Raw genomic sequence first — 21,731 nt, 5'->3', positions numbered from 1 at the left:
AATGGGCCTTCTCGACGAGAAGGCCCAAACTGTTCGATCAAGGGTGATGCAGGCAGTTGCCTGTCAGTCGTCCCGCCGAGGATCGAGAGCATCGTTGAGGCCGTCACCCAGCAGATTGAAGCCCATGACGAGGATGATGATTGCGACGCCGGGCCAGATCGCCATCCATGGCGATTCCGTCAGAAACTGACGGGCGACATCCAGCATCGTGCCCCAGGACGGTGCTGGCGGGCGCTGGCCGAGCCCGAGGAAGGCGAGGCTTGCTTCTGCGAGAACCGCGGTCGCCATGGTAATCGTCGCCTGGACGATGATCGGTGCCATGGCATTCGGCAGGATGTAGGACAGCATGATCTTGCCGTGCGGCACGCCGAGCAGGCGGGCGGCATCGACATAGTCCTCAGCCTTCACTGTCATTACCTGGCCGCGGGTCAGGCGAACGAAGATGGGCATGGCCGATATGCCGATCGCGATCATCGCGTTTTCCAGGCTCGCGCCGAGGAAAGCAGCGAAGGCAATCGCCAGAACCAGGAAGGGGCAGGCCAGCAGGGCGTCGGTTATGCGCGAGATCACCATGTCGATGATGCCACCGAAATAGCCAGCTATCATACCGAGAGGAACGCCGATCGCGATAGCGATGGCGACCGACACGATGCCGACGAGCAACGAGGCCTGCGTCCCGTAAATAATGCGGGTGAGGATATCGCGGCCGAGATCGTCCGTGCCGAACCAGTGCGCGAGCGTCGGTCCCTGGCGGATCGCCATCCAGTCGGACGTGTTCGGCTGGTAAGGCGCAATCAGCGGCGCGGCGATGGCGACAAGAACGAAGAACAGCACGATCGTGCCGCCGATCATCACGCCTGGCTGGCGCAGGCAGCGCGCAAGGACGGATTTCCGGGTGCCGGAAGTGCTCGGCAGTTGAAGCGTAGCGTTGGATGTGCTCATCCGCGCAACCTCGGGCTCAAAATGACGTAGGCAATATCGGCGAGAAGGTTCATCAGGAGGAACAGCGCTGCGGAGCAGAGCACCACTGCCTGTACCACGGCGTAATCACGGCTGAAGACGCCGTCGACGATCATCTTCCCGAAGCCGGGGATGCCGAAGACCTGCTCGGTCAGCACCGCGCCGGACAGGAGCTCACCGAGATGCAGGGTGCTCATCGTGACGACCGGGATCAGGCTGTTGCGCAACACGTGCCTGACGACGACGATGCGCTCCTTCAGGCCCTTTGCTCGGGCGGTGCGAACGTAGTCCTGCTTCATCACCTGAAGCATGGCGCTGCGCGTATGGCGCATGACGATCGCCGCGGCCGCAGTCCCGAGAACAAGGCTGGGGAGAAACGTATGGCGGAGATTGTCGATCGGAGAATCGAAGAAGGCTACGTAGCCGCCGGAAGGGAACCAGCCGAGCGTGACGGCGAAAAGCAGGATCAGCATTATGCCGAGCCAGAAGCTCGGAACAGAAAGACCCGCAAGACCGATGATGCTGACACCGTAATCCGCCGCGGTGCCGCGCTTGAGCGCTGCGATGATACCGGCCGGGATGCCGATCAGGGTGGCGAGGATCATCGCCATCACCGAAAGCTGGATCGTCACAGGTAGTTTCTGCGCGATCATTTCGCCGATCGGAAGCCGGGTGCGGATCGACAGGCCGAAGTCACCCTGGGCAATGCCGGCGAGCCATTTGCCGTACTGGATGTAGAGCGGCTGGTCGAGGCTGTATTTCTGCCGCAGGAACTCGATCACGGCCGGATCGCGTTCTTCGCCGGCCAGCGCAATCGCAGGATCGCCGGGCAGGAATTTCAGCAGGCCGAAAACCAGGACCGAGACGAGGAAGAGTGTGGGAATGGCGATCGCCAGGCGACGCAGGACGTAGGAGAGCATGAGCTTTCTCTTCTGGTCCCGCCAGCAGCGGTAAACTGCTGGCGGGACACTTTACCCAGGTACTTAGTTGGCCGGCTTCACGCCAGTGAGGCGCAACAGACCATCGGGATAGATCGTGATGCCATCGACATTGGCGCGTGCGGCATAGAACCAGTTCGGATGGTAGAGCGGGATGGTCGGCAGATCGGCGAGATAGATGCCGGTCGCCTTTCCATAGAGAGTCTTGCGCTGCTCCGCATCGGCGATTGTGCGCGCCTCGCCCAGAACCTTGTCCATGTCTGCATTGCTATATTTGTTGACGTTCTGGCTGCCCTCCGTTCCGAAGAACGAGAAGAGCGTCGGATCCGGATCGGGACGACCGCTCCAGTTGCCGATATAGGCTTGGAAGTTGCCGGCAAGATAACGCTCTACGGCGGATGCCGTCTCAAGCGGGACCAGTTCGACCTGGAAGCCGGCTTCGCCTGCCATCGACTGGATGATCTGAGCCACACGGCCGTCGGCAAGCGAGTTTTCGTAGGTGATCTCGACCACCGGAGCATCGCCGCCCACTTCCGCGATCAGGGCCTTGGCCTTGTCGATATCGCGGGCGGGAGCCGGATGCTCCTTGCTGTAAAAGCTGCTGGACGGCGGGATCATCTGATTGTCGGCGGCAAATTCACCGGCGAAGGCAACCTTGTTTATGACGTTGCGATCGATAGAAAGCTCGAGCGCCTGACGCAGACGTGCGTCCTTGCCGAGTGCGCCGCCCTTCTCGCCATTGCCGACATTGATCATGAGGTGCGAGACGGCGAGGCCGGGCGACGTGTGCAGGGCGAGCGACTGGTTGCCGCGAACAGCCCCGAGATCCGTCGGTGCGATGCGTTCGGACACTTCAAGATCACCGGCCTGCAGGCGTGAAAGGCGTACGGTCGAATCCGGAATGTAGAGATACTGGACCTCGTTGTAGCCGATCGCACCGGCGTTCCAGTATCCGTCGAATTTTTCGAGTGCGATCACGTCACGAGCACGGCGTTCCTTGAACTTGAAGGGGCCGGCGCAGACTGGGTTGGCGGCAAATTCCTTGCCTTCGGCGGCAGCGGCAGGAGAAACCATCATGCCAGCGCGGTCGGAAAGGACTGCGAGCAGCGGAGCGAAGGCCGATTTCAGCTTGAAAGTGACATGCGTAGCATCGACGACGACGACGCTATCGATCGGTGAGAGCTCTCCCTTGCGCTTGGAATCCTTCATGGACTTCATGCGCTCGACATTGAACTTCACCGCCTCCGCGTCGAACGGCGTTCCATCCTGGAACTTCACACCGTCGCGAAGCGTGAATGTCACCTCCGTGCCTTCTGCGTTCCAGGTCCAGGCCGTTGCCAGCTGCGGAACGATCTCGAGCTTTGCGTCGATGTCGACGAGCTTGTCGCACATTGCGGAAAAGACGATGCGTCCGGCATACGTGCCGGAGGTCGCCGGATCCAGCGCGTCAGGGTCATCCTGCATGCCGACGCGTAGCGTTGCCGCCTGTGCGGCCGTAAATGTCATTGCGATGGCGGTCGCCATCATCGCCAGTTTGATCTTGGTTCCCATCATTCGTCCTCAAATACGCGCAGACGGGCGCGTTTTGCCCGATTTTTGTACGTCTGGCAGTGATGCACAAGGGAGTGCATATTGTAAAGCAAAATGACTAAATAATTTATTCAGGGAATGTTGCATGCTTTTATCAAGCGTTTTTAGCCACATTCTCGTTGACAGAGATGTCGTTCAAGATAATTTAGTCCGTAAAGTTGACTAATTGAATGAGATCATGACCGATATTTCCGGACTGGCGCCCCTGACACGACAAATCACCTCGCGCACCGTGCTCCGCACCATCATCGATAACTCACCGATCTCGCGTGCCGAACTGGCTCGCGTCACCGGCCTGTCCAAGCAGGCAATGTCGGAAATCGTGCGCGACCTGGAAGTCGAGGGTTGGGTCAGGGAGACCGGCCGTACGCAGGGTGGAGTGGGACGTAGCGCCGTCAATTATGAGCTCGATCCGGGCAAGGCATTTCTCTACGGTGTCGATATTGGCGGCACTAAGGTGCATGCGTCGATCGCGGACCTGTCAGGCACGGTCGTGGGGGAAGTGCTCGAAGCGACGGATACCCGAGGCGGCAAGCATCTCGTCGAACAGCTCGCGTCCTTGCTGGAGGAGCTGACAACTAAGGCTGGCATAGAACCGCAGCTTTTGCGCATGGGCGCGGTCGGTATTCCGGGCGCGGTAGATCCAAAGACGCGGCGCATCACCATGATGCCTAACATTGCCGGCATGACCGATTTCGATTTCGAGGCTGCGCTGAGGGAGCGCCTCGGCTTTCCGATGGTTCTCGAAAACGATGTCAATGTCGCGGCCAAGGGCGAGCAGGCGCTTGGCGAGGGCCGGGACATCGACAATTTCGTCTTCGTTGCGCTCGGCACAGGCATCGGTATGGGCATCATCAGCGAGCGACGCCTCATTCGTGGTGCGCGCGGGGCGGCCGGCGAGATTTCGACATTGCCGATCGGCGGCGACCCTTTCAATTCCACCGCCTTTAGTTCCGGTGTTCTTGAAACATCCGTCGGCAGTGCCGCAATCCGCTCACGCTATGCTGGCAGCGGCGGCGTGGATGGCCTGACCGTTCGTGAGATCTTCGAACGGCAGGACGCCGTAGCTGATACGGTGATCGACGAGGTGGCCCGAACAGTTGCAATCGCGGTCGCCGCAATTGCGGCGGTACTGGATCCCGAGCGGGTGATCTTCGGCGGTAGCGTCGGCTCCCGTGCCGAACTGATCGACCGTGTCGGTCATCATCTCTCCCGATGCATGCCGGTGCCGCCGGCCTGCGTCGTCAGCTCACTCGGCAACCGGGCTGGGATATTGGGAGCTGTAGCCGTCGCGCAGGAAGGCTTCTACGAGTCATTGTTCGGGCTTCACCTGCGCGGTGTGGAGCCGATAGCCGCGAAGGCGTTGGAGGGTGCGGAATGACCCCGGCGCTGCACGAAGTCAATCGCCCCATCGTCAGGGTCTTTCAGACCGCAGAGATGGCGTCCAATGCGGTCGCCGACCTTATCGAGCAGCGAATGCTTGCAAGACCGGCCATTACCCTAGGTCTCGCAACGGGCGCCACGCCACGTTTGGTCTACAGGAAACTGGTCGAGCGAGCCGGTGCGCCTTCCTGGCGCCACTTGCGCTGCTTCAATCTCGACGAATATGTCGGGCTCGCTGCACACCATCCGGCAAGCTTCGCCCATTACATGCGCGAGCTTTTATTCGATCATGTCGATATCGCCACGGCCCGAACGCATATTCCCGACGGCATGGCACCCGATCTCGATGCGGCAGCCGAAACCTATGAACAGCTAATCGCCGAGAGCGGCGGGATAGACCTGCAATTGCTTGGTATCGGCCGCAACGGTCATATCGGGTTCAACGAGCCGGGCTCGTCGCATGATAGCAGGACCCGCGAGGTGCAGCTCGCATTATCTACGATCGATGCAAATCGTCCTGATTTTCCTGAAGGTGAAGAACCGCCGGCGACCGCGTTGACGATGGGCATCGGCACCATTCTCGACGCGCGCGAGATCGTGTTGCTTGCGACGGGATCTGCTAAAGCCGAAGCGCTCGCGGCAATGCTGGAAGGGCCGATCAGTCTCGACTGCCCCGCTTCCGCGCTGCAACGGCATGGCGCAGTGACGGTCTTCTGCGATAAGGCTGCGGCCGCTAATCTGAATTTCGAGCAATTGGACATGAGAGGGAGTGCCCATGCAGCAGCGTGATTTCTTCAAGCCAGGCCGGTCGGTGGCGATCTCTGATCGCGGCATGGCGGCAACCTCCCATCCGCAGGCCACGCTTGCGGCTGTCGATATCTTGCGTGCCGGCGGCAATGCCGTCGATGCGGCTGTGGCGGCCGTCGCACTGCAATCTGTAATCGATCCGCACATGACCGGCATCGGCGGCGACTGTTTCGCTCTCTATACGCCGGCAGGCGGAAAGCCGATTGCGCTGAACGGCTCCGGTCGCGCGCCTATGGGCGCCAAGCTCGACTATTTCCTGGAAAACGGCATCACGACAATCGCCGATGACAGCCCGCATTCGGTTACCGTGCCCGGTGCCGTCGATGCCTGGTGCCATCTGGTCGGAACCTATGGCGGGCGTGACATGGGACGCGTACTCGCGCCGGCCATCGACGCTGCCGAAAATGGTTATTGCATCACGCCACGCGTCGAACTCGACTGGGTGCGCTATTCCAACCGCGTGGCGAAATATCCGGACGCGGCCGCCTATTTTCTCCCGAATGGTGCCGCGCCGAGAACAGGCGAGCGAATGACCAATCCGGCGCTCGCCGCCACCTTGCGACGGATCGCTGACCAGGGCCGCGACGCGTTCTACACAGGCTCCATCGCCGAGGAGATCACCTCACTCTTGAAGTCGCTTGGCGGGCTGCATGAAGAAAGCGATTTCTCATCCTACCGCGCCTTCGAAACAGCGCCGATCATTGCCGGCTATCGCGGTATGGATCTGCTCGAATGCCCGCCAAACGGGCAGGGGCTGGCTGCACTGCTTATTGCCCGCATTCTCGACGGCTTCGATCTTCGCGATCCGAAGCTCTCCGAAGCCGATCGCATCCATCTTCTGGCCGAGGCCAGCAAGGCTGCTTATGCGAAGCGCGACCAGCTGATCGCGGACCCGCAGCATATCACCTTTGATATCGACGAGCTCCTTTCCGATCGCTCCGTCGAGACCATTCGGGCGCAAATCAGCCTCGACAGGACAACGGCACCCGGCTTGTGGGATGGTCCGGAGCATAAGGACACCGTCTATGTCTCGGTGGTCGACCGTGACGGCAACACCATGTCACTGATCAACTCCGTTTTCTTCGCATTCGGCAGCGGCATCTATGCGCCGAAGTCCGGTGTGCTGCTGCAGAACCGCGGCGCGGGCTTCGTCGTGAAGCAGGGCCATCCGAATGCGATAGGTCCAGGCAAGCTGCCCTTCCACACGATCATTCCGGCCCAGCTCGCCGAGAACGGGCGCACCCGCATGGCATTCGGTGTCATGGGTGGCCAGTACCAAGCTGCCGGCCATGCTCACCTCCTCAGCCAGATCCTCGACCGGGATCTGGATCCGCAGCAGGCAAGCGACCAGCCGCGCAGCTTCTGCCTCAACGGTAAGCTTAGCCTCGAGCCGACGATTTCCGAGGACGTGAAGGCGGATCTCGAACGGCGCGGTCACGTCACGGAATGGGCGGATGAGCCGATCGGCGGCTGCCAGGCAATCATGATCGATTACGAACGCGGCGTTCTTCTGGGGGCATCCGACCACCGCAAGGACGGGGTCGCGCTCGGTTACTGAGGTAAAGAAGAATGTCTCTTTCCGTCCTGACGGTCAAAAACCTTCGACTGGCTCTTCCCGCGGGTGGCGACCGCAAGTATGCGCTCGATGACCTGACTTTCGACCTCGCCGAGCGGAAGATACTCTGCATCGTCGGCGAGTCCGGATCGGGAAAATCGCTCTGCGCGCAGACTGTCATGGGGCTTCTGCCGAAGGCAATCCGCATTGCCGGCGGCGAGATCCTGTTCGATGGCCGCGATCTGCTGAAGGCGGGCAAGGAAAGCCTGCGCGCTCTGCGCGGCCGCCGGATCGGCATGATCTTCCAGGAGCCGATGACGGCGCTCAACCCGTCGATGCGTATCGTCGACCAGATCGCGGAAGTGTTCGAAGCCCACGGTCTGCTGACGCCGGATGAACGTCGGGCGCAGGCGGTCAAGCTGGCGAACGAAGTCGGCTTGCCGGATCCGCCGCGTATCATCCAGAGCTTCCCTCACCAGCTTTCCGGTGGCCAGCGCCAGCGCGCGATGATCGCCATGGCGCTCGCGCTTGAACCGACCGTGTTGATTGCCGACGAGCCGACGACGGCGCTCGACGTGACCACTCAAGCACAGATCCTCAAGCTGATCCGAGAGATTCAGCAGCGACGCGGTATGTCGGTGATCTTTATCACCCATGATTTCGGCGTCGTGGCCGACATCGCCGATGAGGTGCTGGTGCTGCAGAAGGGAATCGTCGTCGAGCAGGGCACTGCAGAAGAAGTGCTGCGTCGGCCGAGCCATGACTATACCAAAGCACTTCTCGCCGCAGTCCCGAATGGCGTTCCGCCGGCCCGTCAGCCGCTAAACGACAAGACCATCGCGATCTCTGTCGAACATCTGCACAAGACTTATGTAACAGGGGGGAGCCTCTTCAAGCCGAAGCGCATCGTCCATGCGGTGAAGGATGTCAGCTTCGAGATCCGGCGCGGCGAAACACTCGGCATCATCGGTGAATCCGGTTCGGGAAAATCGACGATCGCGCGGCTTGTCACGCGCCTGGTGGAGCCTGACGATGGCCGCATCCTGCTTGGCGGAGAGGATTTCGGCGCGCTTCCTTCAAGCGGTTTGCGCCAGGCGCGCAAGCGCATTCAGATGGTATTTCAGGATCCTTTCGCATCGCTCAATCCTCGCCGAAAGGTAGGGCTCAGCATTGCTGATGGCCCTATTGCCCACGGCGTATCGAAAGGCGAAGCTCTGCAGCAAGCTGCGGATCTCCTGAAACTGGTCGGGCTCGACGCTCGCGCCATCGATCGTCTGCCGCACGAATTTTCCGGCGGCCAGCGCCAGCGCATCGGATTGGCGAGAGCACTCGCGCTGAAGCCGGACGTATTGATTGCCGACGAGTCTGTTTCGGCACTTGATGTCACGATCCAGAAACAGGTGCTGGAACTTCTGGAAGAGCTCAAGGGCAAGCTCGATCTGGCGATGCTGTTCATCACCCACGACCTGCATGTTGCAGCACAGGTCTGCGACCGGATCGCGGTCATGCAACGCGGCGAGATCGTTGAACTGCGCCCCTCTGCGGCCCTTATATCGGACCCGCAGAACGATTACACGAAGCAGCTTCTGGCAGCGATCCCGGGAAAGATGCAACGATCGGCGTAATGATGAACCAAAATCGTCCCGCTCATTGGCGCTGAAGAGTGCAGGCTGTCTAGCTTGATGGTTGGCGGTCCGCGGGACAACGAAACTCAGCCAGTGTGTCGGATGGCAGCAACACTTTAGCGCCACCATCCGATATCTTTCATCACTTCAGTGAGACTACGCCCGAGGCAACATCCGGCAAGGCGGGAATGATGCCGCTCTCCGCATACCATTTGGCCACTGCGCCGATCTGCTGTACGTCGGCCTCTGAAACGGCGGTCGTCGGCACCGCGTTGTTCTCACCGATCTTGGGGCCGAGGTCCGCCGGCACGTTCATTTCCTTGGCCCAGATCGCACCCGCTTCCGCCTTGTTGGCGACCGCCCAGGCATTTTCCGACTTGATCACGTCGAAAACGAACTGCAGCTGGTCTGCCTTGCCTGTGGCGAACTCGCTGCTCGCGACCAGCACGACGGCATTGTCCGACTTGATGGCCGCACCATCTGCCACGACCTTGCCGTCATAGGCCTTCTCAGCGATCGTCAGGAACGGATCCCAGGTCGCCCAGGCGTCGACATGGCCCTGGGTAAAGCTCGGGCCACTATCGCTCGGGCTGAGATAGACCCGCTGCACGCTCTTCGGATCGACGCCATTGGTTTCGAGACCGCGCATCAGAAGGTATTCGCCGGTGCCGCCGCGATTGACCGCGACCTTCTTGCCGGCGAGATCCTTGATCGAGGTGATGCCGGAATCCGCTTTCGCGACGATGCCCTCGGATCCTGGTGCCATCTTCTGGTAGGCGAAGACGACCAGCGGAATCTTGGCGGCGAGTGCTGCGATGGCAGAGGTCGAGCTGCCGGCCGTGATGTCGATCGCTCCGGCATTCAGCGCCTCGAAGGCGGGAGCTGCCGCCGGGAACGGACCGGCCCATTCGACCTTGATGCCCTTGTCGGCGAGCGCTTTTTCCACCGTGCCGCGCGACTTTGCCAGCGTGATGTCGTTCGGGCCGCGTAGCCAGCCGATCCGAACGACCTGGTCTGCCGCCTGAACCGCCGGGGCGAGGCTGGTCACCGCCGCAAGTGCCAGTGCGGCGAGGAATATACGCTTCTTGATCATCTCAAATTCCAATCTGCCGTTTGGCGTGGGTGTCAGGCATGCGAAGGTTCGACGCCGAGTTCTCCAAGGAGTTCGGTTTCGATGGAACTGGTCTGCGGATCGCCGCGACGGCGCGGGTGATCGATATCAACACGGATTTCCCTGATGAAGCGTCCTCTGTCGAGAACGAGGATGCGGTCTGCGAGCGCGACCGCTTCCCAAACGTCATGGGTGACGAGCAGCACGGCCGGATGGTGCTTGCGCCATAGATCGAAGACCAGCCCGTGCATCTTGATCCGGGTAAGCGCGTCGAGCGCCGCGAAGGGCTCGTCGAGCAAAAGCAGCTCGGGTTCGCGCACCAAGGCGCGGGCGAGTGCGGCGCGCTGCGCCTCTCCACCTGACAGCGTCAACGGCCAGGCATCCAGTCGATGCGCCAGCCCGACATCGGCAAGCGCCTGCCTGGCGAGGGATTGAGCGTCCCCGCCGCGCACGCCGAGTGCGGTGTTTTCGATCACCGTCTTCCAGGGCAGAAGCCGCGGCTCCTGGAAGACGACGGAGCGGCGCTGCGGGATGACGAGTTTCTGGGCCGGGGCGGTATCGAGACCCGAAAGCACGCGCAGCAGCGTCGATTTTCCCGATCCGCTGCGACCGAGAAGTGCGACGAATTCTCCCGGCGCGATCTTGAGATCGATGCCGTCGAGAACGGCCGGACCGCCGAAGGAGCGGTGAAGCTGCTTGATATCGACAATATTGGTCATGTGATCACCTGTGGACGCCAGCGCAGCGTATAGGCCTCGATCACCCGCACCAGGCCGTCGGTCAAAAGACCCATGATCGCATAAACCAGCAGGCAGACAACGATAATGTCCGTCTGAAGGAAATCACGTGCATAGGTGATGATGTAGCCGATGCCGCTCGAGGCATTGATCTGCTCTCCTACGACAAGGCTGAGCCAGGCGACGCTGAGACCGTAGCGGATCCCGACCAGCAGTGACGGCAGTGCTCCGGGAATGACGATATGGCGGACGATGCCGAGTGTGCCAAGTTCGAGCGTGCGACCCGCCTCGATCAGCTTCTTGTCGATGCCTCGGATCCCGCCATGGAGGGTAAGATAGATCGGGAAGACAGCGCCGAAGGCAACGAGACCAATCTTCGGCGCCTCGCCGATACCGAACCAGAGGATGAATAGGGGTAAGAGGCCAAGAAACGGCATCGCCTTCAGCATCTGGATCGGCGGGTCGATGACGGATTCACCCAGACGGGAAAGCCCTGAGACCAGCGCCAGAAGAACGCCGACGATGAGCGCGATGGAAAACCCGGCCAGCACCCGTAGGAAGGACACGACAAGCCCTGTCAGCAGCTCGCCGGACGCAATCAGCTTGCTCGCGGCGGCGACGATCTCGCTCGGTGCCGCGAGAATGCGCGGCGAAAGAAGGCCAGTCATGCTCGCAACCTGCCAGAGCACGATGATCGCCACCGGCGAGGCGAGCCGAACTGCAAATCGCATCAGGCGGCCGCTGCCAGGGCGGGCCGGCGGCGAACCGCCGGCTTCGTCATGCGCGAGGTCCTGATCAGCAATGGTGCTGTCAGCCATTGGCGGCCTTTCCGTTGAGATCGCGATCGAACAGGGTCGACCAGGTGAAATGCTTGCGCTCCGGGGTCAGGCGCGCAACCGGCAGGCGCGGCAGTACCATTTCGCCGAAACGATAGGCCTCTTCGAGCAGCGGCATGCCAGACAGGATGAAGGTGTCTACACCGACCTTCTGATAGGCTTCAAGCGTGCGGACGACCGTATCCGGTGACCCGACGATGGCCGTGCCCGGGCCGGGGCGAACCAGGCCGACACCAGCCCAGAGGTTCGGTGCGATTTCAAGGTCGCGCAGGTTGGCGGGCTTGATGCCGCCATGCATGGCGCTCATCCTCTGCTGCCCGACGGAATCCGTGTTGGAAACGAAACGCTGGTTTGCGGCGATCGCGGCGTCGTCCATCTGCTCGTAGAGATCGGCAGCGGCTTCCCATGCCTTTTCGTCGGTCTGCCGGACGATGACATAGAGACGGATGCCGTAAGTGAGTTCGCGGCCGTGCTCCGCTGCGCGGGCTTTCACCTTCTGCACCTTGTCGCCCATCTGCTCCGGAGTCTCGCCCCAGGAGAGGTAGGTCTCCACATGCTTGGCGGCGACCTCGATGGCGCTGTCGGAAGAACCGCCGAACCAGAGCGGTGGCGGCTTGATCGTCGAGCCGGCCGGCAAGGCCAGCTTCGCACCCTCGGTCTGGAAATACTTGCCCTTGTGGGTGACACTTTCGCCGGCCATCAGCCGGTGCCAGATGGTCAGGTATTCGTCGGCCATCAGATAGCGTTCGTCATGCGGCAGCGTCATGCCATAGGCGCCGAGCATCTTGGCATCGCCGGACACGACGTTCAGCATCAGCCGGCCATCGGAAAATTCCTGGAAAGTCGCCGCCATCTTGGCCAGAAGCGTCGGCGCGATCAGGCCCGGATGGAAGGCGATGAGAAATTTCATCCGCTCCGTATAAGGCAGCAATGCGCCGGCAAGCGGCCAGACGTCGTGGGCGCCGGTTGCAAACAGCGCGCCGGTAAATCCCAGATGGTCATAGGCCTGGGCAAGCTGTTTGTAATAGCCGTAATCAATCGTGCGGGAGCCCTCCGGCTTCCATGGATATGCGCCATCCGGCGCGCACATGTACCACAATACGTTCATATCAAATCTCTTTGCTCTTTAGGCCGCGATGGTCAGTCGGGTGCTCAGATCGCCATGGGCAAACAGCGTGTCTGCTTCCGCCTGCTGTTCCTGAAGCAACGGTGCGCCGGCGCCGATCGCCTGCCAGTTCCGTTCGGACACGATGCGCGTCCATGCTCGCCGCTCGCTCTCGTCGCCACCGGCGGAAAGAAGGGCAGAAGCCTTTTCCGGGTCGGCAGCGATCTCGGCGCCGAGACGCTGCAACTCACCGGCAAACTCCTCCAGCGTGTCCTTCGAAAGCTTGCGTTCATCCAATGTCCAGAACAACGAACGATTGGGAATGAGATCGCCGCAATGGGCAAGGACGCGAAACTCGCCGCTGACAAGCGACTGCTCCAGAAGGGGAGCCATTGCAAGCCAGGCCGCTGCCTTCCCCTCGCGCAGAGCCTCGCGCGACGCCACGGGCTCAATGTCGAGGCGTTCGACATCGGTCAGCTTCAGCCCGGCTTCCTCAAGTCGCTTGGCGAGGAAATAGGTCAGGAAGGATCCGTCGACCAACGTCACCGACTTGCCCTTCAGATCGGCCACAGTTTCGATCTCGGACGTCTTCGACACCAGGATGGCACCGTTGGCGGGCCTCGGCGCAGAGGCGCCGGCATAGGTGACAGGGCGCCCGGATGCTGCAGCAAGAATGGGTGGCGTCGAACCGGTTCCGCCGACGTCGAATTCGCCTCGCGCCATGCGGTCCGCCGTCTCGCGGCCCTCGACATAGCCGACGAATTCCGGCTTCATGGCAGAGAATGCGCCGGGCCATAACGACGCCAGACGAAGGTGCAGATTGTTCGGATGATGACCGATCCTGAAGACCAAAGCGTTCACCTCGTTGATTGTTGTTATATAAATTTATATAATGAACGTAGCACAGGCGGCGAGAAATGCGACGCCGAATGTGGAACCAAAGAGAGAAAAATATTCCCCTGGGATGGAGGCAGTCGAGATGAATGAAGCAGAGGTCGAAGAGGCGCGCCAACGCAAGCCGCATGTACCGAAGGTGAAATGCCGGGCGATCGGTGCAGCGTCGGATTTTCTCAAGGCGATGTCTAACCCCGTTCGCCTGTCCATCCTGTGCGTGCTGATGGAAGGGTCGCGTACCGTCGGTGAGCTTGAGGAAATTCTCGATGTTCATCAGCCGACCCTCTCGCAACAGATCGGCGAACTGCGCGATGCCGGGATCATCTCGGGTTCGCGCCAGGCAAAGGCTGTCGTCTATCGACTGACAGATCCCCGCGCCGGGCAGATCATCGGCCATCTCAGGCTGCTGTTTGCCGATGCGAATTCATCCGCGATCTGGAAAGGAGCGCAGTTTGGCACTGGTTCCGGAAGCGAGATGGGATAGCGCCTGACTTCTGCGGTCAGGTAGCTAATTGACGCCGATGGCCAGTGCGCCGACGAGTTATCCGCGCAGTGGGGACTGACGTGAGTGATCTATCCGAACCTCAAGATCTCGTCCCCACTTGCGCGGGTCTGGTCGCGGTATGTCATTCCCCGTCGCTTGCCGGGTCACGCATCGGTATGCACCTTCTCGGGCAGCTCGTCCGTAAGATGTGAGCGTTTATTCCCGATCCTTTGGATGAGAGTATAGAATGCCGGCGTGAAGATGAGGCCGAACAATGTTACGCCCACCATTCCCGAGAATACCGCGGTGCCGAGGGATTGCCGCATCTCCGCACCTGCTCCCGTCGCCACGGCCAAGGGAAATACGCCGAGAATGAAGGCGAAGGAGGTCATCAGGATCGGGCGCAGACGGACCCGGGCGGCTTCGACTGCAGCATTTTCCGGGGTGCTGTGACTGCCTTCCTGATGCTGCTTGGCGAATTCCACGATCAGGATCGCATTCTTTGCGGCAAGCCCGACAAGAACCACGAAACCGATCTGCCCGAGAATATCGATCGGTATTCCTCTTATGCTCAGCCCGGTCGCGGACGCCAGCAAGCACATCGGTACGATGAGAACAATGGCCAGCGGAAGCTTCCAGCTTTCGTATTGAGCTGCGAGGACAAGGAAGACAAACAGAGCGGAGGCGGCAAAGATCACCACCGTCGGAATGCCCTGCTGCAACTCCTGGTGAGACAGTTCCGTCCACTCGATGCCGAAGCCCTGCGGGAGAACTTTTTCGGCGATTTCATTCATTCTATCAATTGCGGCGCCCGAAGAGACGCCCGGGGCCGCGGTACCAAGCACGTCAGCGGCGGGGTAGAGGTTGTATCGCGGTTGGCGATACGGCGAGGTGGTGTCCACGAAGTTCGCGACGGCCCCGATCGGCACCATGTCACCGTTCGAATTGCGGGCCTTCAGGCGGCTGATGTCTTCCGCCGATTTGCGAAAGCGTTGATCGGCCTGAGCGAGAACCTGATATGTGCGGCCAAGATAGTTGAAGTCATTGACATATTGCGAGCCCATATAAACCTGCATGGTCGAGAATACGTCTGTCGCGGTCAGGCCTAGTTTCTCTGCCTTCTCCCGGTCGATGTCGACGAAGAGGGAAGGTGCGCCTGCGTTGTACAGGGTGAAGACGCCGGCAAAAGCCGGATCCTCGTTTGCAGCTGCCACGAGCTTATTGGTGGCCTCCGCAAGTTCCTGAGGCGTGTGATCGCTGCGATCCTCGACCATCAATTTGAAGCCGCCGGCGGCACCCAAACCCTGAACTGCCGGCGGGTTGACCACGATAACTACGGCATCCTCGATCTTGGCAAGGGATGCTTGAACTTTGGGAAGCATGGTTGCGGCGGTAATGCCGGGAACATGTTTGCCATATTGCGAGGGGAGGATGTAAAACACGGATCCGACATTTGGCGCGATCGTGGACGTCGTGACGTCAAGACCGGATATAGGCACCGTGTGTTCCACGCCCGAAACCTTCAGAAGGGTATCATTGACGTCGCGGACGACCTCGTTTGTTCGTTGCAGACTTGAGCCTGGTGGCAAAATGACGACGACGACCTGGTAGCCTATGTCCTGTTCAGGAATGAACCCTGACGGCAGCCGCGACATCTGGAAGCCGGTAAGGGCGATAAGTGCGACATATGCGAGGCCGACCATCGCTGTCGCCCTCACGAGCCTTGCGGTCACTCTGCCGTAGCTGGAGGACAGCCATTCAAATCCGATGTTGAACCGTCCGAAAAGGGCCCCGGTGATCCGGGCAATACCTCGCCTTTCCTGACGATGATGATGCGGTCTGAGCAGAACCGCGCACAGTGCCGGGCTCAAGGTCAGGGAGACAATGGCCGAAATGATCGCCGACGCAGAGATAGTCGCCGCGAATTGTGTGAAGAACAGACCGGAAATGCCCGTGATGAAGGCCGATGGTACGAACACTGCACATAACGTCACCGCGATGGCGATTAGTGCAGAAGAGACTTCGTCCATGGTTTTATGGGACGCGTCTTTCGGGTTCATTCCCATTGCCATGTTGCGTTCGACGTTCTCGACCACAACGATAGCATCGTCGACGACGATCCCCACGGCAAGGATCAGGCCGAACAGCGAGAGATTGTTGATTGATATGCCGAAAATGGAAAGGATGATGAACGTGCCGAGCAGTGAAATGGGAATGGCAACGACAGGAATAATCGTTGCGCGCCATGTTTGCAGGAAGACGAAAACGACACTGACCACCAGCAGCACCGCGATGACGATGGTCTCCAGCACCTCGTGGATCGACCGGCTGACGAAAGTCGTCGGGTCATAGATCCTCATATAGTCCATGCCGCTTGGAAAAGAGGTTCTCTTGAGCTCCGCCATCTTGTCCCAGATCGCGTTTTCGACCTCGACAACATTCGCGCCGGGGGTCGCGACGGCACACCATGGAGCGGCTGGATAGAGGTCGGCGTAAGCAATCGAGCTGTAGTCCGAGGAGCCGAGTTCTGCCCGTCCGATGTCACGAATGCGCGTCACCCGACCTTGTCCATCGTTCTTTACGATTATGTCGCCGAACTGCTCCGCCGTTGTAAGGCGCCCAAGCGCTTCTACGTTGATCTGGTAGGCTGCATCTGTCTGGATAGGCGGGGCGTTAAGCACTCCGGCTGAGACCTGAACGTTTTGCGCGCGAAGTGCCGTCAGAATCTCGTTAGCGCTGATACTGTTGGCAGCCGCCTTGCCGGGATCGATCCATATGCGCATGGCGTACTGGCGTTCGCCGAAAATCTGGAAATCTGCAACGCCAGGGAGCCGGGCTATCTGGTCGCGCAATCTCAGCATATAGTTTGAAATATATTCGACGCTGCGCGTGCCATCCGGTGAGTAGATATGCACGCAGAGAAGCAGCGCCTGGATGGTCTTTTTGACCTGCACACCTTGCGCCTGGACTTCGACCGGCAATCTTGAGAGCGTATCCTGGACGCGGCTTTGCGTCAGAAGCAACGCAGTATTGGGGTCGGTACCGATCTTGAAAATGACGGTGACAGTCAGCTGCCCGTTGCCGGTCGACTGGCTGCCTATGTAATCCATGTCCTCGACGCCGTTGATCGCTTGCTCAAGCGGGGTAGCCACCGTGCGGGCGACAACCTCTGCGGATGCCCCCGGATAGCGGGTCACGACCTGAATGGTCGGGGGAACGATGTCGGGATATTGAGCGACAGGCAGGAAAAATGCCGATGCCACTCCGAATATGACGATGAAGATGTTGATCACCACCGCAAACCGCGGGTGATCGATGAAAAAGTGTGAGAGTCTCATGGCGGTTCGAGCCTTTCAGCTGCAGTTGCCGTCAGTCGGAAATCGGTGGGATTTGTTTGTCATGAGGAGCGACAACGGAACCGACGCGAGCCGACGGCAGTCCGTCGATAATCACGATATCGGTGCGCTCCAGACCGGACCGGATCACGCGCAAGCCTTCGCGCATATCTCCGATCTCGACCTGCTTCGGCGTAACGATATTGTTCCTGTCTATGGTCAGAACGAGATGTTCGGACTGATCGGGCAGAACCGCCGCGTCGGGGACGAGAAGAGCAGGAGCCGCGGGCGCAATGGCGATACGCAGACGTGCAAAGCCGCCGGGAGTTAACAATCCGTCAGCATTCGCAACGGTCGCTCTGGCGTGTATGGTGCCGCTCGACCGGTCGAGAACATTGTCCACGAAGTCAAGCGTTCCAATGTGGTCGAAGCTCTTTTCGTCTGCCAATGCAAACTTTACCTTACCTGCAAGCGGGCCGGTCTGTTTCTGCCGTTCACGCTGGAAGGCGAGGTAGTCGTTCTCGCTCATGTCGAAGTTCAGGAAGAGAGATTCCGTGGACACGATTCTCGCCAGCAACGTCGTTGGGCTGGTTGCGTTGCGACTGCCGGATATGAGATTGCCTTCGGATACGAGATGGGTTCCGATGCGGCCGGTAAACGGGGCGAAAATCCGCGTCCGATCAAGATCGAATTGCGCATCAAGGACGTTGGCCTGGGCAGAATCGACGGCCGCTTGAGCAGCTCGCTGCTCGGCAGCCTTCTGATCGGCGTTCTGGGTCGTTCCACCACCATTTTTCTGGAGTGAATCGGCGCGCGTTCGTTCGACATTTGCGAGTTCGAGACGGGTCCTCGCATTTGCCAGGGCTGCGCTCGCTTCACTAAACCGGATCAGGTAGGGTGTTGGATCAATCTGGAATAGCAGATCTCCCTCCTGGACGATCTCTCCGTCCTTGAAGCAGATCCTGGTCAGAATTCCGCCCACCTGGGCGCGAAGCTCGACCTCTTGCGTCGGCGAGAACTGTCCGAGAAGCGTCAGCCGCTTGCTGATGTCGAGATGAATTGGCGCGCTGACGGAAACCCTGGGCGGCGGTGGAACCGGTGCGGCGTCCGTTTCCCCGGGCAGGATATAGGGACCGTAGGCCACGCCGCCGATCACGGCGGCGATGGCGATCAGTGAGGCAGTCCAGATCTTTGAACGATAACTCGCTCTAACTTTCTGACGGGCGGCTGTTGCGTCCGAGTTTGCATCCAGCATCCGAAACTCCCGGGTAACGATTTATCTATCTACTGATAGATCGATGATCGAGATAATCTCGGCATATCTCGCCGTCAAGATTCTATCTACTAGTAGAAATAATTTGTGACCAATCGTGGCCCGGATCCTTTTCGTATTTTGAATTTCTCCTGGTCCCGGCTGACTTACTTCCCCATTTATGGGGGGGGGGGAGGATCGTGCGCAGCTTGTGGCGCTCATCCTGATCCTCAAGGGGTATTAGCCCGTGGCGCAATTGCTCCAACGGTGGCGATCGGTGAACTGACGCGCAATCCGAATGGCGTCTATGAGCTTTCACATTCAGGACCTACCGGTCAGAACATGGGCACTAAGGCTGCCGCGCGGCTCGCTGTGTCGGTGGTGAACCGAATTCTGCAGCAGTCACCGCTTCAGTATCAACCGGTCGTCAGGCGCGACGCTGCACGGAATGATCGAAACTTGCTGAGGGCGTTTATCGACCTGCCATTGTCGATGGACGCCAGGTCTAGAATGACCGCATTGGCAATTGTCATCGGCACCACAAGCGATTGCGATTCACCTGGCTTGCCGCGTGAAACAAGGATCTGGTGGTCTGGCGGGGGATCTATACGTATTCCACCGACGTCGGTTATTGTCAGCGTCTTCGCTCCACACCTCGCGGCGACGTCACGGACTTCCTGGAGAAGCGAGGGAGCCCTGCGAAACGCCAGAAGCCAAACGACGTCTTCGGAAGAAAGACCCGATAGAAGCTCCGGCAGTTGATGTATCTGGCTGCCGAGGTCGGTTGCCTCATATCCGGAGCGATTGAGGCGTAGCGCAATCAGTGAGCACAGCGAGGCGAAATGCCCCCGCCCGAACACAAAGATCTTCCGGCTGTCGCGCAGTCTTTCCGAAAAGGCTCGGATATCGGCGTCGGAGACGCTGTTGCGCGCCTGTTGGAGGGCCGCGATCTCGCTATCAAGAACGGATGCCAGTAACCCGTCGCCTTCTGCCCGGACAAGCCTTGCGGCCATGCGCGCGGCGGGGCTCTCAAAATCATTGCCGCCTTCGGTCAGGCTTGACTGCAGGAAGGCCCGAAACTCTGGGTAGCCCTTGAAACCAAGGCGCCGCGCGAGCCTGACGGCAGAGGCGGGATGCACGCCTGCACGGGATGAGATATCCTTGCCATTGTCCAGTGCGGCCCGGATAGGGTCCTGGATCAACACGTCGAGAAGGCGCGTATCCGCGTCTGTCAGCCTCGTCGAATGACGGCTGATCAGGTCGCTCAGTGCAAGCGGCGCTTCCTGCTTGTTCATATCTTTGCCAACCTCAGTTCGCCGCAATTCCCAGTTTGTCGCTGGTGAGTTCCACCCGAACTCCACTCTGGCTATCGAAAAACAGCGCTCGGTCAAGATCACAGGAGATCCATAAGCGGCTGGTGTCGGCGGGCAGATCGCGGCGCGTGGACGTGACGGTCAGTCGTCCGGCCGGGGTTTCGCAATGAAGCAGCATTTCAGATCCGGTCATTTCCGACAAAACGAGGCGCGCCGGAAGCGCATCGCCGCCTGGATTTTCGCCATGCACGGTCAGCATGTCTGGTCGCAGCCCAACCGTCAGCCCCGGTTGCCCGCTCCAGCCTGGCAACGCGCCAGCATCGACGAAGTTGATCGGTGGCATTCCGAGAAAGCTCGCGACAAAGCGATTGAGGGGCTTGTCGTAAATCACATCCGGACGATCAAACTGCAACAGATGGCCATCCTTCATGACCGCGACGCGATCCGCCAGCGACAAAGCTTCCGTCTGGTCATGTGTTACATAGATGATGGTCGCGCCCAGCTGCCGATGCAGTTCTTTGATCTCTGTACGCATGGTGATGCGCAGGGAATTGTCGAGATTGGAGAGAGGCTCGTCCATCAGGAAGATCGAAGCGTTGCGCGCCATTGCCCGCCCCATTGCGACGCGCTGGCGTTGGCCGCCGGAAAGTGCTGCCGGTTTGCGATCGAGAAAAGGCTCGAGCTGAAGCATCCTGGCGACGTTCTCTGCTCGCTCGTTGCGTTCCACCTTCCGCATGCCGCGCAGCTCGAGCCCGAATGCAATATTCTCGCGCACGGTCATATGAGGGTAGAGGGCGTAGTTCTGGAAAATCATCGCAATATCGCGATCCTGCGGCGCAAGGTTATTGGCAAGCTTTCCGTCGATCTCGATCCTGCCTTCTTCACATCGATCGAGGCCGGCAATCAACCTCAGCAGCGTGGACTTGCCGCAGCCGGACGGGCCGACGATGACGACGAACTCGCCAGGCTCGATATCGAGCGAAACGCCATGGAGAATACGCGGTCCGTTCGGATAGGATTTCTGGATATCCCGAAGTGAGATACCGCTCATGCTACACCCCTTCGCGATGGTGGTTGCGGATGGCAATCGCAAGTGTCGGGCGGTCTGTGGTGAATACCTTCACGTCGAGGCCAAGAGCCCTCTCGATCTGTCCGGTCGTGTGAGCGGCCCAGCATCCGAATTCGATGCCGGCTGAAAGAAAAAGCGTCTTCAGATCCTCGTCGGCCGTGTTGATATGAATTCCGACTTCCCGAATGCCATGCGCCTTTGCCACTTCGATCACCGTCTCAGGTCCCAGCTGGCGCAAGATGGGAGGGCTGACCAGCCAGAGCCGCGGGCGGTCGGTAGCAGCGGCAATGTCATCCATGCACGGGATGAGAAACGAAGAGAATGTGGTACGCTCCAGCATCCCCTGCCGCTGTAGCACCGAAACCACTCGCGGTATGAAGTCGTCGTAGGCAATACCGTCCACACCCGGTTTTATCTCGCATCGGAAGCCGACACTGCTCTGCGCATAGATCGTGCAGAGCTCTTCCAGCGTAAGAGGGGTCGCGCCCGCGCCGTAGCGGATCGTAGCCTTCTTGATCTCCGCAAGCGGCATTCGTGCTATCACTCCGTTCACATCTGTGGTGCCGTCGAGCGTCGGGTCGTGATGAACGACGATCGCGCCGTCTGCGGTTGGGTGGAGGTCGAACTCCACTTCCTCCAACGCCATTTTCGAGGTTGCCGTGAAGCCCTGTAGCGTGCTGTCACCGAATTCCAGCGTGCCGCCGCGATGAGATGCGATGCGTGTCATGTATGATGAT

At 60.0% G+C, this 21,731-nt stretch carries 18 protein-coding genes; 5 read left to right on the top strand and 13 right to left on the bottom strand.

Annotated elements, in window-relative coordinates; translation table 11 throughout:
* Positions 1-63: 63 nt before the first annotated feature.
* From BM216_RS01215 to BM216_RS01205, 3 genes are all read right to left on the bottom strand, one after another.
* Positions 64-942: an ABC transporter permease gene (locus BM216_RS01215; protein ID WP_092993685.1), complete on the bottom strand. Its 879-nt coding sequence runs from the start codon at positions 940-942 to the stop codon at positions 64-66.
* Positions 939-1,880 (bottom strand): ABC transporter permease, encoded by a 942-nt coding sequence (locus BM216_RS01210; protein ID WP_092993682.1) that lies wholly within the window; start codon positions 1,878-1,880, stop codon positions 939-941. Before BM216_RS01210 ends, BM216_RS01215 begins: the two co-directional genes overlap by 4 nt.
* A gap of 63 nt (positions 1,881-1,943) precedes the next feature.
* Positions 1,944-3,449 carry an ABC transporter substrate-binding protein gene (locus BM216_RS01205; RefSeq protein WP_092995007.1) on the bottom strand — a complete coding sequence of 502 codons (1,506 nt, stop codon included), beginning with the start codon at positions 3,447-3,449 and terminating at the stop codon, positions 1,944-1,946.
* A gap of 217 nt (positions 3,450-3,666) precedes the next feature.
* Here BM216_RS01205 and BM216_RS01200 point away from each other — a divergent pair, with 217 nt between their 5' ends.
* Genes BM216_RS01200 through BM216_RS01185 form a run of 4 tightly spaced genes read left to right on the top strand, consistent with a single transcriptional unit; the run spans position 3,667 to position 8,858 of the window.
* Complete coding sequence (locus tag BM216_RS01200) at positions 3,667-4,869, top strand: ROK family transcriptional regulator (RefSeq protein ID WP_092993679.1); 1,203 nt, start codon at positions 3,667-3,669, stop codon at positions 4,867-4,869.
* Entirely contained in the window at positions 4,866-5,660 is a 795-nt protein-coding gene (gene nagB, locus BM216_RS01195) for a glucosamine-6-phosphate deaminase (protein ID WP_092993676.1), read from the top strand. The genes BM216_RS01200 and nagB overlap by 4 nt, the downstream gene beginning before the upstream one ends.
* On the top strand, positions 5,647-7,236 hold the full coding sequence (gene ggt, locus BM216_RS01190) for a gamma-glutamyltransferase (protein ID WP_092993673.1): 1,590 nt from the start codon (positions 5,647-5,649) through the stop codon (positions 7,234-7,236). The genes nagB and ggt overlap by 14 nt, the downstream gene beginning before the upstream one ends.
* Before the next feature lie 11 nt (positions 7,237-7,247).
* Positions 7,248-8,858, top strand: coding sequence for an ABC transporter ATP-binding protein (locus tag BM216_RS01185; protein WP_092993670.1), 1,611 nt, complete (start codon positions 7,248-7,250; stop codon positions 8,856-8,858).
* 142 nt (positions 8,859-9,000) lie between these two features.
* On the opposite strand, the gene BM216_RS01180 is transcribed toward BM216_RS01185, so the two are convergent.
* From BM216_RS01180 to BM216_RS01160, 5 genes are read right to left on the bottom strand one after another with little or no spacing between them, the layout of a single operon-like run.
* Positions 9,001-9,951, bottom strand: a complete 951-nt coding sequence (locus tag BM216_RS01180; RefSeq protein ID WP_244530031.1) for an aliphatic sulfonate ABC transporter substrate-binding protein — start codon at positions 9,949-9,951, stop codon at positions 9,001-9,003.
* 32 nt (positions 9,952-9,983) lie between these two features.
* Positions 9,984-10,688, bottom strand: a complete 705-nt coding sequence (locus tag BM216_RS01175; protein ID WP_092993667.1) for an ABC transporter ATP-binding protein — start codon at positions 10,686-10,688, stop codon at positions 9,984-9,986.
* Positions 10,685-11,524 carry an ABC transporter permease gene (locus BM216_RS01170; protein ID WP_244530030.1) on the bottom strand — a complete coding sequence of 280 codons (840 nt, stop codon included), beginning with the start codon at positions 11,522-11,524 and terminating at the stop codon, positions 10,685-10,687. The genes BM216_RS01175 and BM216_RS01170 overlap by 4 nt, the downstream gene beginning before the upstream one ends.
* Positions 11,517-12,650, bottom strand: a complete 1,134-nt coding sequence (locus BM216_RS01165) for an LLM class flavin-dependent oxidoreductase (RefSeq protein ID WP_092993664.1) — start codon at positions 12,648-12,650, stop codon at positions 11,517-11,519. The genes BM216_RS01170 and BM216_RS01165 overlap by 8 nt, the downstream gene beginning before the upstream one ends.
* An 18-nt stretch (positions 12,651-12,668) precedes the next feature.
* Positions 12,669-13,499: an ABC transporter substrate-binding protein gene (locus tag BM216_RS01160; protein WP_244530029.1), complete on the bottom strand. Its 831-nt coding sequence runs from the start codon at positions 13,497-13,499 to the stop codon at positions 12,669-12,671.
* A 127-nt stretch (positions 13,500-13,626) separates the two neighbouring features.
* On the opposite strand from BM216_RS01160, the gene BM216_RS01155 reads away from it, so the two are divergent.
* On the top strand, positions 13,627-14,025 hold the full coding sequence (locus BM216_RS01155) for an ArsR/SmtB family transcription factor (RefSeq protein WP_244530028.1): 399 nt from the start codon (positions 13,627-13,629) through the stop codon (positions 14,023-14,025).
* A 164-nt stretch (positions 14,026-14,189) separates the two neighbouring features.
* Here BM216_RS01155 and BM216_RS01150 read toward each other — a convergent pair whose 3' ends face one another.
* The 5 genes from BM216_RS01150 to BM216_RS01130 all read right to left on the bottom strand — a co-directional run bounded on the left by BM216_RS01150 (position 14,190) and on the right by BM216_RS01130 (position 21,721).
* Entirely contained in the window at positions 14,190-17,363 is a 3,174-nt protein-coding gene (locus BM216_RS01150; RefSeq protein WP_092993658.1) for an efflux RND transporter permease subunit, read from the bottom strand.
* A 31-nt stretch (positions 17,364-17,394) separates the two neighbouring features.
* Complete coding sequence (locus tag BM216_RS01145) at positions 17,395-18,516, bottom strand: efflux RND transporter periplasmic adaptor subunit (protein WP_210217008.1); 1,122 nt, start codon at positions 18,514-18,516, stop codon at positions 17,395-17,397.
* A 512-nt stretch (positions 18,517-19,028) separates the two neighbouring features.
* Positions 19,029-20,003, bottom strand: a complete 975-nt coding sequence (locus tag BM216_RS01140; RefSeq protein WP_348271987.1) for a MurR/RpiR family transcriptional regulator — start codon at positions 20,001-20,003, stop codon at positions 19,029-19,031.
* A complete protein-coding gene (locus BM216_RS01135) occupies positions 19,921-20,976 on the bottom strand; it encodes an ABC transporter ATP-binding protein (RefSeq protein ID WP_092993649.1) in 1,056 nt (351 codons plus the stop codon). The genes BM216_RS01140 and BM216_RS01135 overlap by 83 nt, the downstream gene beginning before the upstream one ends.
* Before the next feature lies 1 nt (position 20,977).
* Positions 20,978-21,721 carry a glycerophosphodiester phosphodiesterase family protein gene (locus tag BM216_RS01130; RefSeq protein ID WP_092993646.1) on the bottom strand — a complete coding sequence of 248 codons (744 nt, stop codon included), beginning with the start codon at positions 21,719-21,721 and terminating at the stop codon, positions 20,978-20,980.
* Positions 21,722-21,731: the final 10 nt, after the last annotated feature.

Origin of the sequence: Rhizobium sp. NFR07 (assembly GCF_900111905.1) — a bacterium.
GTDB lineage: Bacteria > Pseudomonadota > Alphaproteobacteria > Rhizobiales > Rhizobiaceae > Neorhizobium.
The sequence above is the reverse complement of the archived record's forward strand: the minus strand, read 5'-3'. Positions and strand labels throughout refer to the sequence as shown.

Bases quoted from the DNA above. Each gene is read 5' to 3' on its own strand.
- BM216_RS01175 (WP_092993667.1), bottom strand. From the start codon at position 10,688: ATGACCAATATTGTCGATATCAAGCAGCTTCACCGCTCCTTCGGCGGT.
- BM216_RS01200 (WP_092993679.1), top strand. From the start codon at position 3,667: ATGACCGATATTTCCGGACTGGCGCCCCTGACACGACAAATCACCTCG.
- BM216_RS01150 (WP_092993658.1), bottom strand. From the start codon at position 17,363: ATGAGACTCTCACACTTTTTCATCGATCACCCGCGGTTTGCGGTGGTG.
- BM216_RS01205 (WP_092995007.1), bottom strand. From the start codon at position 3,449: ATGGGAACCAAGATCAAACTGGCGATGATGGCGACCGCCATCGCAATG.
- ggt (WP_092993673.1), top strand. From the start codon at position 5,647: ATGCAGCAGCGTGATTTCTTCAAGCCAGGCCGGTCGGTGGCGATCTCT.
- BM216_RS01215 (WP_092993685.1), bottom strand. From the start codon at position 942: ATGAGCACATCCAACGCTACGCTTCAACTGCCGAGCACTTCCGGCACC.
- BM216_RS01210 (WP_092993682.1), bottom strand. From the start codon at position 1,880: ATGCTCTCCTACGTCCTGCGTCGCCTGGCGATCGCCATTCCCACACTC.
- BM216_RS01170 (WP_244530030.1), bottom strand. From the start codon at position 11,524: ATGGCTGACAGCACCATTGCTGATCAGGACCTCGCGCATGACGAAGCC.
- BM216_RS01130 (WP_092993646.1), bottom strand. From the start codon at position 21,721: ATGACACGCATCGCATCTCATCGCGGCGGCACGCTGGAATTCGGTGAC.
- nagB (WP_092993676.1), top strand. From the start codon at position 4,866: ATGACCCCGGCGCTGCACGAAGTCAATCGCCCCATCGTCAGGGTCTTT.
- BM216_RS01185 (WP_092993670.1), top strand. From the start codon at position 7,248: ATGTCTCTTTCCGTCCTGACGGTCAAAAACCTTCGACTGGCTCTTCCC.
- BM216_RS01165 (WP_092993664.1), bottom strand. From the start codon at position 12,650: ATGAACGTATTGTGGTACATGTGCGCGCCGGATGGCGCATATCCATGG.
- BM216_RS01135 (WP_092993649.1), bottom strand. From the start codon at position 20,976: ATGAGCGGTATCTCACTTCGGGATATCCAGAAATCCTATCCGAACGGA.
- BM216_RS01155 (WP_244530028.1), top strand. From the start codon at position 13,627: ATGAATGAAGCAGAGGTCGAAGAGGCGCGCCAACGCAAGCCGCATGTA.
- BM216_RS01180 (WP_244530031.1), bottom strand. From the start codon at position 9,951: ATGATCAAGAAGCGTATATTCCTCGCCGCACTGGCACTTGCGGCGGTG.